Genomic DNA, 16,341 nt, shown 5'->3' on the forward strand with positions numbered 1-16,341 from the left:
GGATAATGTCCGTACAAAAGAAGAAATCAATCGGCAAAAACAAGAACATAGTCAGCATCGTGAAAGAGGAACTTCAGCAAACGATGGTGCTGTAGCCTTGGCACGTTCACAGGGACGCTACACCACAGATGATGGTTATATCTTTAATGCTTCTGATATCATTGAAGATACTGGTGATGCTTATATCGTTCCTCATGGTGACCATTTCCATTACATTCCTAAGAATGAGTTATCAGCCAGCGAATTGGCTGCTGCAGAAGCCTTCCTATCTGGTAGAAGTGGCCAATCAAAGGCGCCTACTTATCGCCGTACCAATAACAACAGTGCTAGCAGCGATGTAGATAGATGGAGCCCATCCTATAATAACCAAGGCAGTGGCTATACGAACACGAACACATCTAACAACAGTAGCGACGATAACCAAGCAAGTCAGAGTGATGAGGATATTGATAGCCTTCTGAAACAACTTTACGCCTTGCCGCTCAGCCAACGACACGTAGAATCTGATGGTCTTGTCTTCGACCCAGCACAGATTACAAGTCGAACAGCTAGAGGAGTTGCTGTGCCTCATGGGAACCATTACCATTTCATCCCTTATTCACAGATGTCTGAATTGGAAGAACGAATCGCTCGTATTATTCCTCTACAGTACAGTTCGAACCATAGGGTGCCGGATTCAAGACCAGAACAACCAAGTCCACAACCGACTCCGGAACCTAGTCCAAGCCCGCAACCTGCACCAACTCCTCAACCAACTCCAAGCAATCCAATTGACGAAAAATTAGTTAAACAGGCTATTCGAAAAGTAGCTGACGGCTATGTCTTTGAGGAGAATGGAACCTCACGTTATATTCCTGCCAAGAAGCTTTCAGCAGAAACAGCAGCAGCAATTGATAGTAAACTAGCCAAGCAAGAAAGTTTGTCTCATAAACTCGGAGCTAAGAAAACCAATCTCCCATCTGATGATCGAGGATTTTACAATAAGGCTTATGATTTACTAGCAAGAATTCATCAGGACTTACTTGATAATAAAGGGCGCCAAGCTGATTTTGACGCTTTGGATAAACTGTTGGAACGTTTAAATGATGAAAGCAGTGATAAAGTCAAGTTGGTGGATGATATCTTGGCCTTTCTAGCACCGATTCGTCATCCAGAACGTTTAGGAAAACCAAATGCGCAAATTGCCTACACTGATGATGAGATTCAGGTAGCCAAGTTGGCAGGCAAGTATACAACAGAAGATGGCTATATCTTTGATCCTCGTGATATCACCAGTGATGAGGGGGATGCCTATGTAGCTCCACATATGACCCATAGTCATTGGATTAAGAAAGATAGTTTGTCTGAAGCCGAAAGAGCGGCAGCCCAGGCTTATGCTAAAGAGAAAGGTTTGACTCCTCCTTCAACAGACCATCAGAATCCAGGAAATACGGAGGCTAAAGGAGCAGAAGCTATCTACAACCGCGTGAAAGCAGCTAAGAAGGTGCCGCTTGATCGTATGCCTTACAATCTCCAACATACCGTGGAAGTTAAAAACGGTAGTTTAATCATTCCTCATTATGATCATTACCATAACATCAAATTCGAGTGGTTTGACGAAGGACTTTATGAGGCACCTAAGGGGTATAGTCTAGAAGATCTCTTTGCGACTGTCAAGTACTATGTCGAACATCCAAACGAACGTCCGCATTCAGATAGTGGTTGGGGCAATGCAAGTGACCATGTTCAAAGAAACCAAAATGGTCAAGCTGATACCAATCAAACGGAAAAACCATCAGAGGAGAAACCTCGTACAGAAAAACCTGAGGAAGAAAAACCTCGCGAAGAGAAACCTCAAAGTGAGAAACCAGAATCTCCAAAACCAACTGAGGAGCCGGAAGAAGAATCACCAGAGGAACCAGAAGAACCTCAGGTCGAGACTGAAAAGGTTGAAGCGAAGTTGAGAGAGGCTGAAGAGCTACTTGCAAAGATCCAAGACCCCATTATCAAGTCCAATGCCAAAGAAACTCTCACTGGCTTAAAAAATAACCTGCTATTTGGTGCTCAGGATAACAATACCATTATGGCTGAAGCTGAAAAGTTGTTGGCTTTATTAAAGGAGAGCAAGTAAAGGTAGTAGTATTTTCTAGATCCTAAAAACAGGATAGGAGAACTAGAAAAGTTAAAATCGAAAATGAGAACAGAATGTAAGTTCTAGTTCTCATTTTTTTCATGAAAATATGTAAAATATCTTGACATATAGTGTAAATAAAGATAAACTATTTACTAGTTAATTAAATGGTTAAATACTAGTTAAGGAGTAACGATGAAAAAAAGAACATTTCTATTATTAATGACAGGTCTCTTGGTTCTTGTCTTAGGAGCATGTAGTCAAAAAGAAAAACAAGAAGCAAAAGGAATGAAGATTGTCACAAGTTTTTATCCAATCTATGCCATGGTCAAAGAGGTATCGGGGGACTTGAATGATGTACGGATGATTCAGTCTAGTAGTGGAATTCACTCCTTTGAACCGTCAGCAAATGACATTGCTGCCATTTATGACGCGGATGTCTTTGTCTACCATTCTCATACGCTCGAATCTTGGGCGGGAAGTTTGGATCCTAACTTGAAAAACTCAAAAGTTAAAGTTTTAGAAGCTTCTGAAGGGATGACGTTGGAGCGTGTACCGGGCTTAGAAGATGTAGAAGCTGGTGACGGTATTGATGAAAAAACACTCTATGACCCTCACACTTGGTTAGATCCAGAAAAAGCAGGTGAAGAAGCTCAGATTATCGCTGACAAACTTTCGGAGATTGATAGTGCTAATAAGGAAACGTATCAAAATAATGCTAAAAACTTTATTACTAAAGCCCAAGAATTGACTAAGAAGTACCAGCCTATTTTTGAAAAAGCGAGCCAAAAGACTTTTGTTACACAACACACAGCCTTTTCTTACCTTGCTAAACGGTTTGGATTGAAACAGCTTGGAATTGCTGGTATCTCTCCTGAACAAGAGCCAAGTCCGAGACAACTAACAGAAATCCAAGAATTTGTCAAAACCTATAAGGTCAAAACCATCTTTACTGAGAGCAATGCCTCTTCTAAAGTCGCTGAGACCTTGGTAAAATCAACAGGAGTTAACCTAAAGACACTCAATCCTTTGGAAGCAGATCCTGAAAATGACAAAACTTACTTAGAAAATCTAGAAGAAAACATGAATGTTCTTGCAGAAGAATTAAAATGAGGAGATAATGAAAATGAAGAAGAAATACCTTGTAGCAGGATCGGCTCTTGTCCTTTCCCTAAGTCTTTGCATCTATGCATTGAACCAACACCAGGTGAAAGGAAACAAAGATAATAACCGTGTGTCTTATGTCGATGGGAAGCAAGACTCTCAAAAAACAGAGACCCAAACACCAGATCAAGTTAGCAAAAAAGAAGATACTCAGGCAGAACAAATTGTTGTGAAAATTACCGATCAAGGTTATGTGACTTCACACGGTGATCATTTCCATTATTTCAATGGTAAAGTTCCTTTTGACGCGATTTTCAGTGAAGAACTGTTGATGAAAGATGCCAATTATCAACTGAAAGATGCTGACATTGTCAATGAAATAAAGGTGGCTACATTATCAAGGTGGATGGCAAGTATTATGTCTACCTTAAAGATGTGGCTCATGCTGATAATATTCGTACGAAGGAGGAAATTGAGCGTCAAAAACAAGGTCATACTCATGATGCACCAACTTCTAACAGTGCGGTGGCGCTTGCTCAATCGCAAGGTCGTTATACTACAGATGATGGCTACATCTTTAACCCATCTGATATTATAGAAGATACTGGTGATGCTTATATCGTACCTCACGTTGGACATTACCACTACATTCCAAAGAGCTCCTTGTCTGCTAGTGAATTGGCTGCTGCCCAAGCCTACCTTTCTGGAACTAGAAAACAACCGACTGTGACGGACTATCGTCCTAGTCCAAACGAAACTGGTCAAACTACCAACCCAAGTCAACAGGCTGAAAGACCAAGCAATCCAGAAGAGAGCTTACAGAGTCTATTGCAGCAACTCTATGCTCTTCCAAGGAGTCAACGTTATGCTGAATCAGATGGCTTGATTTTTGACCCTGCTAAGATTTCAAGCAGAACACCAAGTGGCGTAGCGATTCCACACGGAAATCACTATCATTTCATCCCATATACAAAACTTTCTGCCTTGGAAGAAAAGATTGCGCGTATGATTCCTTTATCTAGCGACAGTGGGAAGCCAACACCTTTGGAAAATCCAAGCAAACCAACAGAACATCCAGCTCAACCAGATCATCCTCATGACCAAGATGGTAACCATGGAAGTCAGGATACCAACCATGAAGACCATGACCATGATGGAGAGGAGCATGACCACCATCACGGTGAAGAACATGATCATGGTTTTGCAGCTGACCGTGTTATTAGTGAAGATGAGCAAGGGTTTGTAGTTTCTCATGGAGATCACGCTCATTATTTCTTTAAGAAGGACTTGACTGATGCTCAAATTAAAGCTGCCCAAAACCACTTGAAACAAAATCATCAGTCTCAGCACGTTCAACCACTGGCAAAGACTGTGGAAAGTTTCTCAAGAGATGCTAGCGATGAAGAAAAAATCAAGTATATCTCACAGACCTACGGGATTCCGCTCGAAGCGATTCGCATTTCAAATGGATTCTTTGTCTTTGGAAATCCGGATCAAGCCTATGATCCAACCCATATCCATCCCTATGCTGTTCGAAAAGAACATGTTCGTATTCCTCTCCAAACTGGGAATCCAGAACTGGATTTCCTAAATGAACTGTATACGACTGCCCTACGTGATGGAGTGTCTCCTTATAGTTTACAGGTAGAAAGTGGTAGTTTTGTGATTCCTCATGGCGACCACAATCACTACATCAAGGTTCAAACTAAGGGCTATGAAGTAGCTTTGAAAAATAAGATTCCGGCCCTACAATCGACCTATCAACCTGGAGCATTTGATGAACAAACAGTTCTATCTAAGGTGGATCAACTTTTAGCAGATAGCAGAAGTCTCTACAAAGACCAGCCAATCATGCAGAGACGTGTTGAACTTGCTTTGGGGCAATTCACCGAGAATATGAAAAAACTGGCAACAAACTCAACTGCTGGATATCTAGCAGCCTTGGATCTCTTTGATAAACAGTATATCCATGTGGATCAAAGTGTGGCACCGGTTGAAATTTCACCTTTAGATAAGAAGTACCAAGCCCTAGTAGATAAGATCAATACACTGGATACAGATGCTTATGGTTTGCCTAAGAAGGATCTCTTGCTACATTTGCAGGATGCGAAGTTAGCACAAGATGATACAGAGTTGGATGCGATGGAAGCGAAACTTCAAGCCTTGCAAGATTTCCGCGATCGGACAGGAGTCACAACAGTAGAGTACATCAAGTACTTCTACGAACATGTATCTGATGGCCGACTCAGAGAAGAACTACGTAACCGTGTTGCCAAGTTGACATGGGAACTTTACCAGTCACAATCTTTCCTCAAAGCAACCGACTTGAACAAGCTATTCCCAACTATTTACCAAACTAAGCTAGAAGTAGAAGAAGCTCTCAAAGAAGAACCCGTTTCTACAAAAGTTGGTAAGACTATTCTAGATACGGAAAAAGTAGATAGTCAAACTGCTAAGACAGCCATCTATGAATTCCTAAAAGAACTCTACGGTGATTTTATGCCAGAAGAGCGGGTTAGCCATGTTAAGAAGGAAGAAGTGGATGCTCTCCTAACTAAAGCTGCTCAACTCCTAGCACGTGTCAAAGAAGACGGTGTCAAACAATCCCTAGCTGAAGAAGCAGCCAATATCAAAGCAGCCACAGAAAAAGAAAATGCAGACTTTGACGAAGCTAAAACACAACTTGAGGATCTTTTAAATCGCATTGCAGCGACTATCAAACGAGAAGAAAAAGAAGCAGAACAAGATCCACAAACGGTGATTATCTACCAAAAACTCTATAATATCTTGCTCTCTCTTCACAAGTACTTAGAGGATAACAAAGGATCCGATACTGACTTTGAACGTGTTGATGGCCTATTTGATCAACTTGCAGCCAAAAGCAGTGATAAAGAAGGCCTCCTCACTCTAGCTAAAGAAATCATTAGCTTGAACCAGGAACTCCGTTCAAAAGCAAGTAAAACTGATAGCCAATCTAAGTCTGAGAAAGACAGTGAAACAGCTGCTTCTAAACCAACAGAAAAGCAAGCGCAAAGTGAGTCTGAGACAAGTGCTCAACCAAATGAATAAAAAGAAAGGCGAAGTAGCTGAGCTACCTCGTCTTTTTTAGTCTTTATAAGATACAATGCCAATGATGGTATCCACCGCACGCTCCATAGTTTGAAGGCTGACGTATTCAAAACGTCCATGCATGTTTTCACCACCAGCAAAGATATTTGGAGTTGGAATTCCCATAAAGGAAATCTTAGAGCCATCTGTTCCGCCACGGATTGGTTCGATAATTGGCGTGATACCTAAATCTTCCATAACAGCTTTAGCAATGGTAACGGGTGTCATGTCTTTCTCAATGACTTCCTTCATATTGTAGTACTGGTCAGTGAGAGTGAGTATAACGCGATCATTCCCAAGCTCTTGATTCATCTTATCAGCAATAGACTGCATAGCTGCTTTACGAGCTTCAAAGGAATCCTTTTCAAAATCTCGAATGATGTAGCTTGCACGCGCCTCCTCAACACTACCTGACACATCCATAAGATGATAGAAACCTTGGTAACCATCTGTCAGTTCAGGTCGGTCATTCTCAGGAAGTTGATTATGAAAATCAATCGCTAGCTGAAGGGCATTGACCATTTGACCCTTTGCAGTACCAGGATGAACATTGCGCCCTTGGAAATGAAGCTCAGCAGCAGCTGCTGAGAAAGTCTCGTATTGAAGTTCACCTAGCGGACCACCATCAATAGTATAGGCAAAGTCAACGTCAAAGTCATCTGCATCAAATTTATTGGCACCAACGCCAATTTCTTCATCAGGGCCAAAACCAATACGAATTTCACAATGCTTGATTTCGGGATGAGCAGCCAGATATTCAATAGCAGTCATAATCTCAGCAATCCCTGACTTGTCATCAGCACCCAGCAAGGTCGTGCCATCAGTTGTGATGAGGGTTTGGCCTAGATATTTTTCAAGACTCTTAAAATCAACAGGATCGAGTTTAAATCCAGAATCACCCAAGTCGATAACTCCACCATCGTAATTTTCGATGACTTGTGGATTAACTCCCTCAGCATTAAAATCAGCAGTATCCATGTGGGAGATGAAGCCAATCTTGCGTGTAAGGCTGGGATCATTAGCTGGTAAGGTACCAATAGCAAAACCATTTGGAAGGTAGTAGACGTTTTGCAGACCGACACGTTTCATTTCAGGAATAAGAACATTGGTCGCAAAATCTACCTGACTTTGCGTACTTGGAGTAGTAGTAGAGTGTTCATCAGAACGCGTATTGACCTTAACGTAGGTCAAGAAACGATCTAAAAGGTTCGGATAAGTCATAAAAACTCCTTTAACAATCATAAAATAGAATGCAAACTTCGGAAAAAACCTTACTCAGAAAATTTCATGAATTTTGAAAAAATATAATAATTCAAATTCAATAGACTTTTAAATGAAATTTTGGATATTCTAGAATAAAATATATGCATTGATATTTTATGAGATTTTTTTATTCTTTTTTCATTTTACCATAGAATAGTTTGAAAGACAAAGAAGAATCATACTCTTTTATTAATTAACATAATATAAAATTAATCATATTAATTGACACTGCGTGAACTTTATTGTACAATTATCTTGTAAATGTCCTAGATTGATATAGTAACAATATTAGTACATTCTAGTTAAGGAGAATAAAATGAACATTCGCTTCGATTTTAAGAAAGTTCAAATTATTGCGCGCCGTTTAGTTACACTGTTAGCTATTCTCTTTTTGTGTGCTCCGATAAGCCTGTTAAATGCTGATTCTACTATAGAACCTCAGACAACCCTTCACAAGACAATTACTCCGATATCGGGACAGGATGACAAGTATGAGTTGTCATTGGATATCACGTCCAAACTGGGAACGGAAACCCAAACGGATCCCTTGGATGTTGTTTTAGTAGCAGACCTCTCAGGAAGTATGCAGAATCAGGATGTCCAATCTTTTGATGGACGGACGATCAGTCGGATTGACGCATTGAAAAATACTCTAAAAGGAACAAATGGTCGTAAGGGCTTAATTGATACCATTCTATCCAATTCTAATAACCGTTTATCTATGGTAGGATTTGGTGGGAAAATTGACAATAAAAAGAATGATCAGTATTGGGATGGAAATAAATGGAGACTTTTTAGACCATACTGGCCCTATGAACGGATGACAAAATACTATGATGGCGTTTCACCATGGGATGATGCTAACACGATTTTAGGATGGAGTAACAATGCTCGTGCTGCTAAAACAGCGGTATACAACATGAGTATTGCAGGAGGTAATTCCATTGGTACTGAGTCAGGTATTGGTACCGGGACCAATATTGGGGCTGGATTAACCTTGGCCAACCAGTTAATGGGAAGTGCAAGATCTAATGCTAAGAAAGTCGTTATTTTGCTTTCAGATGGCTTTGCGAATATGGTCTACGATGCCAATGGTTACACTATATATAACTACAATAACGAAGATCCTAATATCGAAACAGCTCCCCAGTGGTTTAGGGATAGATTAAATAATAATCTAAATAGTCTATCATATAGCTTGGCTCCAACACTTGATGGTTTCTATTCGATTAAATTTCGTTATTCAAACAATGTCGACAGTATTACCAGTCTGCAATATTATATGAGGCAACATAATGCCTCCATTCCAAATGAAATATTCTCTGCAAATGATGAAGACCAGTTACAAGACAGTTTCAAAGATATTACTGATAAGATTCTGCCACTGGGAATCCACCACGTGACCATCAAGGATGTTCTTTCTAAGTATGTCCAGCTATTACCAAACGGATCGTCAGAGTTTCGTGTCGTTAAAGAGAAAGATGGTAGCAGTGAAACATTAAGCAACGAGCAAGTAACTTTTGAAACCAAGACAAGTTCAGAAGGTTTAGTGGAGGTTACAGCTAATTTTTCTCCTAATTATTCCTTGGAAGATGGCGCTAGATATGTACTAAAATTTAAAGTTACATCTAGTCAAGATGCTTTGGATGCCATTGCTGGTGATAAAAAACTAGAGGCTGGTGATGCTGAAGGTTCTGATGTCAATAAACTCTACTCCAATAAAGGTGCCAGTGTCACCTATTCCTATGGAATAGGCACCTCTCAAACCAAGACCAAAGAATACTCTGACAACCCAACCTTTAAGCCTTCAGATCCATTAACGGTACCAGTGGAAGTTGAATGGCAAGGTGTGACGGGTGCGAGAACTGTTATTACAGCTGATCAACCGAGTAATGTTGAACTGAAACTGGTTCAAAAGAACAAGAACGGAGGTCCTGATAATCAAGACTATCGAAAGACTAATGTAAATGTTAGAACAAATATCTTTAATGAAACGAGGAACTTTGAAAAAGTTGCCAAAGGATATCAATACGATTTAATTGCACCGGACGTCCCAGCCTTTACCAAAGAAATAAAAAATGTTGGTACAGAAACTAAACCATCCTTCAAGGTAATCTATAAACAATTGCCAAGTCTGACGATTAAGAAAGTGTTGGAAGCTGAAAGTAACTTGAACAAAGAGTTTAGGATTAAGGTAAAACTAACCTCTCCTAATTCTACGCCATTGAATGGAACTTTTGGCGAGATAACTGTTGTGAATGGAGAAGCGGAGATCCGTGTCGAAAAACGAAAACGTTGGAAAGGTATTCTAAGCTATCTTCCTCGAGGAACCCATTACAAGGTTGAAGAAGAAGCGGCATCAACGAATGGTTACCACGTTACATATGAGAATCAAGAGGGCGATCTGAATAAAGACGAGACCACCATTGTCACAAATCACAAGCTTCCAAGTTTATCAGTCACAAAAAAAGTTACAGGTGTATTTGCCAATCTATTAAAATCCTTCAAGATTACCATTAACATCAGGGATGCTCAGAACAGTCCATTGAATGGAACCTATAATGCAACGGTGAATAATAAAAGAATTCCTTTGCAATTTACGAACGGTCGAGCGTCTATAGATCTAAACAAAGATCAAACCATAAAAATTGATGGACTTCCACTCAATAGTCACTACACTATTGAAGAGGAATCAAACTCTTCTCGTGGATATCAGGTATCTTATGAGAATCAAGAAGGCAAACTGGATGGGGATAAGTCCGCGACAGTCACGAATAATAAGAATAGTGTACCTGAAACCGGAGTTGACTTCCTCAGCAGTACACTCGTGTTAGGAATAATCCTTCCTCTAGGAGGTATCTTCTTTACAATCCTACTCGGCTATCTAGTGGTACATAGGAGAAAATAATGCTACTTAAAAAGAAACATAAGAAAACAGTAACACAAGTCAGTCGGGATAAGTCTCCGCCGAGTGTATGGGGAGATATCCTCTACTTAGTCAGTAAGCTTCTGATGGTTGGGTTTGTACTGGCCACCCTTTACTTTTTTGTCTTTGGACTATTGAGATACAATGACGATGGCATGAAGCCAGCCTTAAAAGATGGCGACTTGGTTGTCTACTATAGGTTGGATAAACGTTATTCGATTGGTGACCTGCTCGTCTATAGTTATAAGGGCAAGGAAAGAGTGGCGCGTGTCATAGCAACCGAAGGAAGTACGATCGATATAAACGAAAATGGTCTCATCATCAACGGTTCTCCTCAACAAGAGCAGGATATCTACAAAGAAACGCTGCTCTATAAGGAAGGGGCTACCTTCCCAATGAAAGTCCCAGCAGGACAACTCTTTGTCCTCGGGGACAATCGAACAACGGCTGTAGATAGTCGTGCTTTTGGAACCATTCCTATACAGGATACCCATGGCAAGGTGGTAACAGTCTTAAGGCGACGGGGCTTTTGATGATAATTTATGTAAAAAGAAATTTAAAAATAAAAGGAATAATCATGAAAAAAACATTTTTGAAAAAATTAGTTACTGCAAGCATTGCAGCTGTAACCGCCTTGTCGGTCTTTAGAGGAGTGCCAACATTTGCGGATGATAATGATGTGGCAACTGCCAAAGCAACTGGTGAAACAAGCGCAAAAGTTTCTATTAATAAGGTGTTGAATATTGCGGAAGGAATTACAACACCTGAAGCAACCTTTACTTTTACTTTCACCCCTAAAACTGGTACATCATCAAATGGTGCACCTTATGAAACGATTGATTCTTCTAATGGTCAAATTACAGATAAAAATGTATCATATTCTGGAACAGACGTTTTAGCAACTGGACAAACTAGCATAAAGAAAGAAACCGGCGATATTTTTAGAGAAGTGAACTATACACATGCTGGTGAATATGTCTATACTGTTGCTGAAAAACAAAATGTTGGTTGGAAAGTTATTCAAAAAAATGGTTCACCTATTGATTTTATGACATATGATAATCGCAACTATGAAATGCACGTTATTGTTAAGAACAAAACTACAGGAGGAACATATATTTCTTCTGTGTATTTTAAACAAGTATCCCCAAGTGTGAATGGTAAAGTAAAACCATCTGAAAGTGGAACTACTTACAAATATGATCTTTTCACTAACATCTATCGTAAAAATGCTGGTAAAATTACAGATCCAAATGAACCAAACCCTAATAAACCAAATGTTTCAAAAGTTGACCCAAATGCTAAATCTTTAGTAATTAAAAAAGTTGTATCAGGTGCTACTGCAGATAAATCAAAAGATTTTACTTTCAAGCTTACTTTCACAAAAGCATCTACAGAAACTTCACAATCAATCACTGGTAAAATCGGTGAAACCTCAAAAACATTTGTCTATGGTCAAGAAACGACTATAACACTACGTCACGATCAATCTTTGGTGTTTGACACAATTCCTGCTGGTACTCGTTATAAATTGGTTGAAACTGGATCTCAAGGTTACACAGCTTCAGCTGCATATAAGGAGAACGGAGCATCAAAAAATCAAGCTGGTACAGTTTCTACAAATTTCACTCAAGATAGTATCCTTATTGGTGAAAAACCAAACGATAACACTATCACAAATAGCTTACCAGACGTTACCCCTACTGGTCTCTTGATTGATAACCTTCCTTTCATCTTGATGATTGGTCTTGGTTTGGCTGGATTTGTTGTTTTGTCTAAAAAACGCAGACAAGCTTAAGCAAGTGGTTTGACCGATGAAAATCAAGCGTGAGAAACCAAAAAGGAGTTTGTCTAGGCGTCTGGTCCTTGCTGTAGATGCATTGATGAATCATATCCTGCTCCTCTTGGCAGCCTTAGTCTTTCTCTTTGGTTTCTACGCCCTTTGGGATGCCAATCAGGTTTATTCTCAGGCTTCATCAAGTGAGTATGAGGCTTATAGACCTGTTAGTACCAGTGAGAAGGATGAGCTTGCTAGTTTTTCTGGCTTTCACAAGCTACAGCAAGTCAATCCAGAGGTTCTCGGCTGGATCAATGTCTATGGCACCAATATCGACTACCCCTTAGTCCAAGCCAAAGACAATGAAAAGTACCTGAACAAAGATTCCAAGGGAGAATTTGCAGCTACAGGAGCTATTTTCCTTGAGGCTCGAAATGAATCCAAGTTCGAAGACTTTAATACCATCATCTACGGACACCATGTAGAAAATGGGGTTATGTTTGGAGATGTAGCAAAGTTTTCTGATAAGGAATTTTTTGATCAGCATCGCTACGGTAGTATTTACTATAATGGCGTAGAAAAAGGTCTTGAGATCTTTGAGATGCTTGAGGTGGACGCCTATGACTTTAACATCTACGATCCAGGTATTAATGGAGATGATCGGCGCCAAGAATATATCGATCACTTACTCTCGGTTGCCATCCACAAGCGGGATATTACACTGGGGCCAAATGACCATATCATCCTTCTCAGTACCTGTTTCCTAGACGTAACAAATGGGAGACATATCGTAGTTGCCAAGATTACGGATACAGTTCCAAAGAACACCTTCCATACGAAAAAATCAAAACCATTTCCTTACAGTGTCTTTGATGATTCGTCGCTCGGACGATTTCTCTCATCGATTCCTTTGTGGATATGGTACATCATCTTATTTATCTTGCTCTTGCTATTGATCTTCTTGCTCATCATCCTCTATTTGATCTTGCGTCGTAGAAGAGAAGCAAAGGAAGAAGGAGCAGATACCATTACTGACTAAACTACCAATAAAAGAGAAAGGGACAGCCTCTCTTGCTCTTTTATTTTCAAGGCTAGAAAGGAGAAAGGAGAAAGAAGGAAATATGAAAACAAGTACAAGTCACAAAACCATAAAGGTCATTCTATCCCTCTTTCTAGCTTTTTTCTGTCTTTATGCAGCTGATAGAGTTCTTGCGAGTGACTACGATCATTATAATCCCATTGAAAAGGATGCCAGCAGTACGGGCTTTGAAACCTTGCAGCACCTGAACAAGGAAGTCTGTGGTTGGATTAGCCTCGATGGGACCAAGGTAGACTATCCCCTCTTGCAGAGTCAGGACAATGTCAAATACCTTGATCGCAATGCTTTTGGCGATTATACTGTGTCAGGCTCTATATTCCTAGACTATCGTTTTAACCCCAACTTTACCGACTTTAACACCATCATTTATGGTCACTCCATGGCTTCTGGAGCTATGTTTGGGGAGATTCAAAAATTTGCGGATCAAGATTTTTTTGAAAAGCATCGCTATGGTTCTATCTACTACAATGGTCGTGAACGTGGTCTGGAGATATTTGGGATTTTAGAAGTGGATGCCTATGACACGGAGATTTACCGGACTTTGAGTTCCAACGATGAGGAACACCAGGCTTACTATCAATATCTGCTAAGTAAATCCAAGTACAAGCGAGATGTTTCCTTGACCTCAACGGACAAGATTGTTTTGTTAAGCACCTGTTTCCTTAACATTACCAACGGACGGCATATCCTCTTAGCTAAAATAACGGATGCACCACTAAAAGCATCCCAGGATAAAAGTGGGGAAGCAGTAGGAACACGCTATTTTGACCAAGGGCTACCAACGCATTGGATTTATATCCTTGCCTTTCTTCTCTTGATTATTGTTATTTTACTCCTTGTCGTTATCATCCTAATCATAAGACGAGATAGAAAGACAAAAGAACAAAAGAAATAGTAGACGTCGGAAGCGTTTACTATTTTTTTCTTTCATGATAGAATAGATAGTGAAAATAATATCATAAGGATGATAACATGAAAAAAGCAATATTGATGATGACCTTTGGATCTCCAGAGGAGATTAGTTTTGAAGGAGTAGCAGAATTCTTTACAAACATTCGTCGTGGAGTTAGACCCCAAGACCACGAGATCCAGACTCTCTATGACAACTACGTCCTTATCGGTGGGACACCTTTGCAGCGGATTACACGTGATGAGGTCAATTTAGTCAAGGAACGATTAGGGGAGGAGTATGGTATCTACTTTGCCAACAAATTTTCTCGTCCCTTTATTCCAGACGTGATCAGGCAGATGGAAGCTGATGGTGTTGAAGAATGTATCTGCTTGATTTTGGAACCTCATTATTCTTTTTACTCAGTCATGGGGTATGAAAAGTTTCTGGAAAGCCAGCAGATCCGATTTTTAGTAATTAAGGACTGGTATCAACAACAGCCTTTGCTGGACTTCTGGACAGATGAGATTAGCAAAATTTTACGGAACCATGTGGGAGAAGAATCTTTCAAGGTAATCTTTTCGGCACACAGTGTTCCCATTTTTGCCTTGGATTATGGAGATCCTTATATCGACCAGATTTTCGATAATAGCAAGCTCATTGCTGAACAACTCGGCCTAACAGCCGACCAGTATACCAATACTTGGCAGAGCGAAAGTGATATTGGAATCCCTTGGATCAAGCCAGATGTCTTAGAATATTTACGAGAACAAAAGCAACATCCAGAGCATTATATTTTTGTCCCGATTAGTTTTATCAGTGAGCACATTGAAGTCTTGTTCGATAATGATGTGGAATGTTATGAGTTGTGTCAAGAATTAGATGTCACCTACCATCGCCCACCTATGCCCAATACGGATAGCCGTTTAATTGACGCTTTAGTTGCTACTGTAAGAGCCAATGAAGACAAAGAATTTAAAGCTTTTCTCCCAGAAGAAGAAACCTTTGATGAGTTAGCGCCTTCAGCAACTACCAAGGACATTATGGAGGAGACAGACGACCTTCAGATGCCAGAATTTGTCAAAAAGCTCATTGAGAAAAAAGGCCGTGAAAATGTGAAGATGCCTTACTTAATTAAGAAAATGCTCGAAAAAGCTGGGAAGTTACCAAAAGAGTAAAGAAAAAAGGATTTAGCTTTAAGCTAAATCCTTTATCTGTTTTATTTTTTCTCAAGAAGAGCTTTGATTTCTTGAAGAACTTCAAGTTCAGTTGGAGCAGCAGGTGCTTCCTCAACCACTTCCTCTTTCTTACGAAGGTTTTGCGCTTTTTCCATAGCTTTAATAACGAAGAAAAGCACAGTACCTACAACGAGAAAGTTGATAATAGCACTCAAGAATTTACCATATGTAACACCATTCCATGCAAGCTCAGCGATGTTTTGTACTTTCGCAGCTTCCAAAGCTGGGTTCAATAGAAGTGGAGTGATGATGTCATTAACAAATGAAGTAACGATAGCACCAAATGCAGAGGCAATGATGACACCGACAGCGAGGTCAACGACATTACCACGAAGCAAGAATTCTTTAAGATCCTTTAACATTTTCATAAATTCCTTTCCTAATTTTCTAATTTATTATATCCTAAATTGTGACAAAAAGCAACTTGAACGCTCAAAGTGGTCAGTTGTTCCCTTTAAAAATATAGATTTTACTGAAAACATAGTTTAAAATGATGATCAAAATTTGTGCTAGGATAGTTTCAATCGTATTAACCCTATCTATATTAAATTCGACAAACTGGCCAATAATATCAGGAAAGGTTGTAACAAAGATATAAGTTAAAAGGATGTCGAGACCAAGTGTTGAGAGACGAGCTAAGACAAATTTAGCCAGGCGGGTTGGCCAATTCCTTCTCTCTTGTTTAAAGACGATTGTATCATTTGTGAGAAAGGCAAAGAGAATCCCGATAATATTAGCGAGGGCAGTTGCTAGGATTTCCTGGTGGCTGATATGGTAAATAACCAAACGTGATACAATAGAAACCAGAGTAGTAGCACCACCAAAAA

11 protein-coding genes and 1 pseudogene are annotated in these 16,341 nt (G+C 39.8%); 9 read left to right on the top strand and 3 right to left on the bottom strand.

Going from position 1 to position 16,341, the window contains the following annotated elements:
* The 3 genes and pseudogenes from HMPREF3057_RS07845 to HMPREF3057_RS07855 all read left to right on the top strand — a co-directional run.
* Positions 1–2,110 (top strand): pneumococcal-type histidine triad protein (locus HMPREF3057_RS07845; RefSeq protein WP_070697108.1); only part of this gene is annotated, 2,110 nt, incomplete at its 5' end.
* 195 nt (positions 2,111–2,305) lie between these two features.
* Positions 2,306–3,223 carry a metal ABC transporter solute-binding protein, Zn/Mn family gene (locus tag HMPREF3057_RS07850; protein ID WP_070697111.1) on the top strand — a complete coding sequence of 306 codons (918 nt, stop codon included), beginning with the start codon at positions 2,306–2,308 and terminating at the stop codon, positions 3,221–3,223.
* A gap of 13 nt (positions 3,224–3,236) precedes the next feature.
* A pseudogene (locus HMPREF3057_RS07855) lies at positions 3,237–6,283 on the top strand (pneumococcal-type histidine triad protein).
* A gap of 36 nt (positions 6,284–6,319) precedes the next feature.
* On the opposite strand, the gene pepT reads toward HMPREF3057_RS07855, so the two are convergent.
* Positions 6,320–7,543, bottom strand: coding sequence for a peptidase T (pepT, locus tag HMPREF3057_RS07860; protein ID WP_000222030.1), 1,224 nt, complete (start codon positions 7,541–7,543; stop codon positions 6,320–6,322).
* 358 nt (positions 7,544–7,901) lie between these two features.
* Here pepT and pitA point away from each other — a divergent pair, with 358 nt between their 5' ends.
* The 6 genes from pitA (at position 7,902) to hemH (ending at position 15,454) form a co-directional block, all read left to right on the top strand.
* Positions 7,902–10,493, top strand: a complete 2,592-nt coding sequence (gene pitA, locus HMPREF3057_RS07865) for a PI-2 pilus tip adhesin PitA (RefSeq protein WP_070697113.1) — start codon at positions 7,902–7,904, stop codon at positions 10,491–10,493.
* A complete protein-coding gene (gene sipA / locus HMPREF3057_RS07870; RefSeq protein WP_000924791.1) occupies positions 10,493–11,044 on the top strand; it encodes a PI-2 pilus system signal peptidase SipA in 552 nt (183 codons plus the stop codon). Before pitA ends, sipA begins: the two co-directional genes overlap by 1 nt.
* Positions 11,045–11,088: 44 nt before the next feature.
* Positions 11,089–12,309 (top strand): DUF7601 domain-containing protein, encoded by a 1,221-nt coding sequence (locus tag HMPREF3057_RS07875; protein WP_000750688.1) that lies wholly within the window; start codon positions 11,089–11,091, stop codon positions 12,307–12,309.
* A gap of 16 nt (positions 12,310–12,325) precedes the next feature.
* Complete coding sequence (srtB, locus tag HMPREF3057_RS07880; RefSeq protein WP_000695087.1) at positions 12,326–13,327, top strand: PI-2 pilus system class B sortase SrtG1; 1,002 nt, start codon at positions 12,326–12,328, stop codon at positions 13,325–13,327.
* A gap of 82 nt (positions 13,328–13,409) precedes the next feature.
* Positions 13,410–14,282 (top strand): PI-2 pilus system class B sortase SrtG2, encoded by an 873-nt coding sequence (gene srtB / locus HMPREF3057_RS07885; protein WP_000858433.1) that lies wholly within the window; start codon positions 13,410–13,412, stop codon positions 14,280–14,282.
* Between the two features lie 77 nt (positions 14,283–14,359).
* The gene (gene hemH / locus HMPREF3057_RS07890; RefSeq protein ID WP_000709214.1) at positions 14,360–15,454 is read left to right on the top strand and encodes a ferrochelatase; all 1,095 of its coding nucleotides are present in this window, start codon (positions 14,360–14,362) and stop codon (positions 15,452–15,454) included.
* Between the two features lie 41 nt (positions 15,455–15,495).
* Here hemH and mscL read toward each other — a convergent pair whose 3' ends face one another.
* Complete coding sequence (gene mscL, locus HMPREF3057_RS07895) at positions 15,496–15,876, bottom strand: large conductance mechanosensitive channel protein MscL (RefSeq protein ID WP_000910206.1); 381 nt, start codon at positions 15,874–15,876, stop codon at positions 15,496–15,498.
* 79 nt (positions 15,877–15,955) lie between these two features.
* On the bottom strand, positions 15,956–16,341 hold a 386-nt coding region (locus HMPREF3057_RS07900), incomplete at its 5' end, for a GtrA family protein (protein ID WP_142350358.1).

It is taken from the genome of Streptococcus sp. HMSC072D05 (genome assembly GCF_001815805.1).
In the GTDB taxonomy this organism is placed as follows: Bacteria; Bacillota; Bacilli; order Lactobacillales; family Streptococcaceae; genus Streptococcus.

Coding starts and splice junctions, on each gene's coding strand:
- pitA (WP_070697113.1), top strand. CDS start 7,902: ATGAACATTCGCTTCGATTTTAAGAAAGTTCAAATTATTGCGCGCCGT.
- sipA (WP_000924791.1), top strand. CDS start 10,493: ATGCTACTTAAAAAGAAACATAAGAAAACAGTAACACAAGTCAGTCGG.
- HMPREF3057_RS07875 (WP_000750688.1), top strand. CDS start 11,089: ATGAAAAAAACATTTTTGAAAAAATTAGTTACTGCAAGCATTGCAGCT.
- HMPREF3057_RS07850 (WP_070697111.1), top strand. CDS start 2,306: ATGAAAAAAAGAACATTTCTATTATTAATGACAGGTCTCTTGGTTCTT.
- srtB (WP_000858433.1), top strand. CDS start 13,410: ATGAAAACAAGTACAAGTCACAAAACCATAAAGGTCATTCTATCCCTC.
- mscL (WP_000910206.1), bottom strand. CDS start 15,876: ATGTTAAAGGATCTTAAAGAATTCTTGCTTCGTGGTAATGTCGTTGAC.
- hemH (WP_000709214.1), top strand. CDS start 14,360: ATGAAAAAAGCAATATTGATGATGACCTTTGGATCTCCAGAGGAGATT.
- pepT (WP_000222030.1), bottom strand. CDS start 7,543: ATGACTTATCCGAACCTTTTAGATCGTTTCTTGACCTACGTTAAGGTC.
- srtB (WP_000695087.1), top strand. CDS start 12,326: ATGAAAATCAAGCGTGAGAAACCAAAAAGGAGTTTGTCTAGGCGTCTG.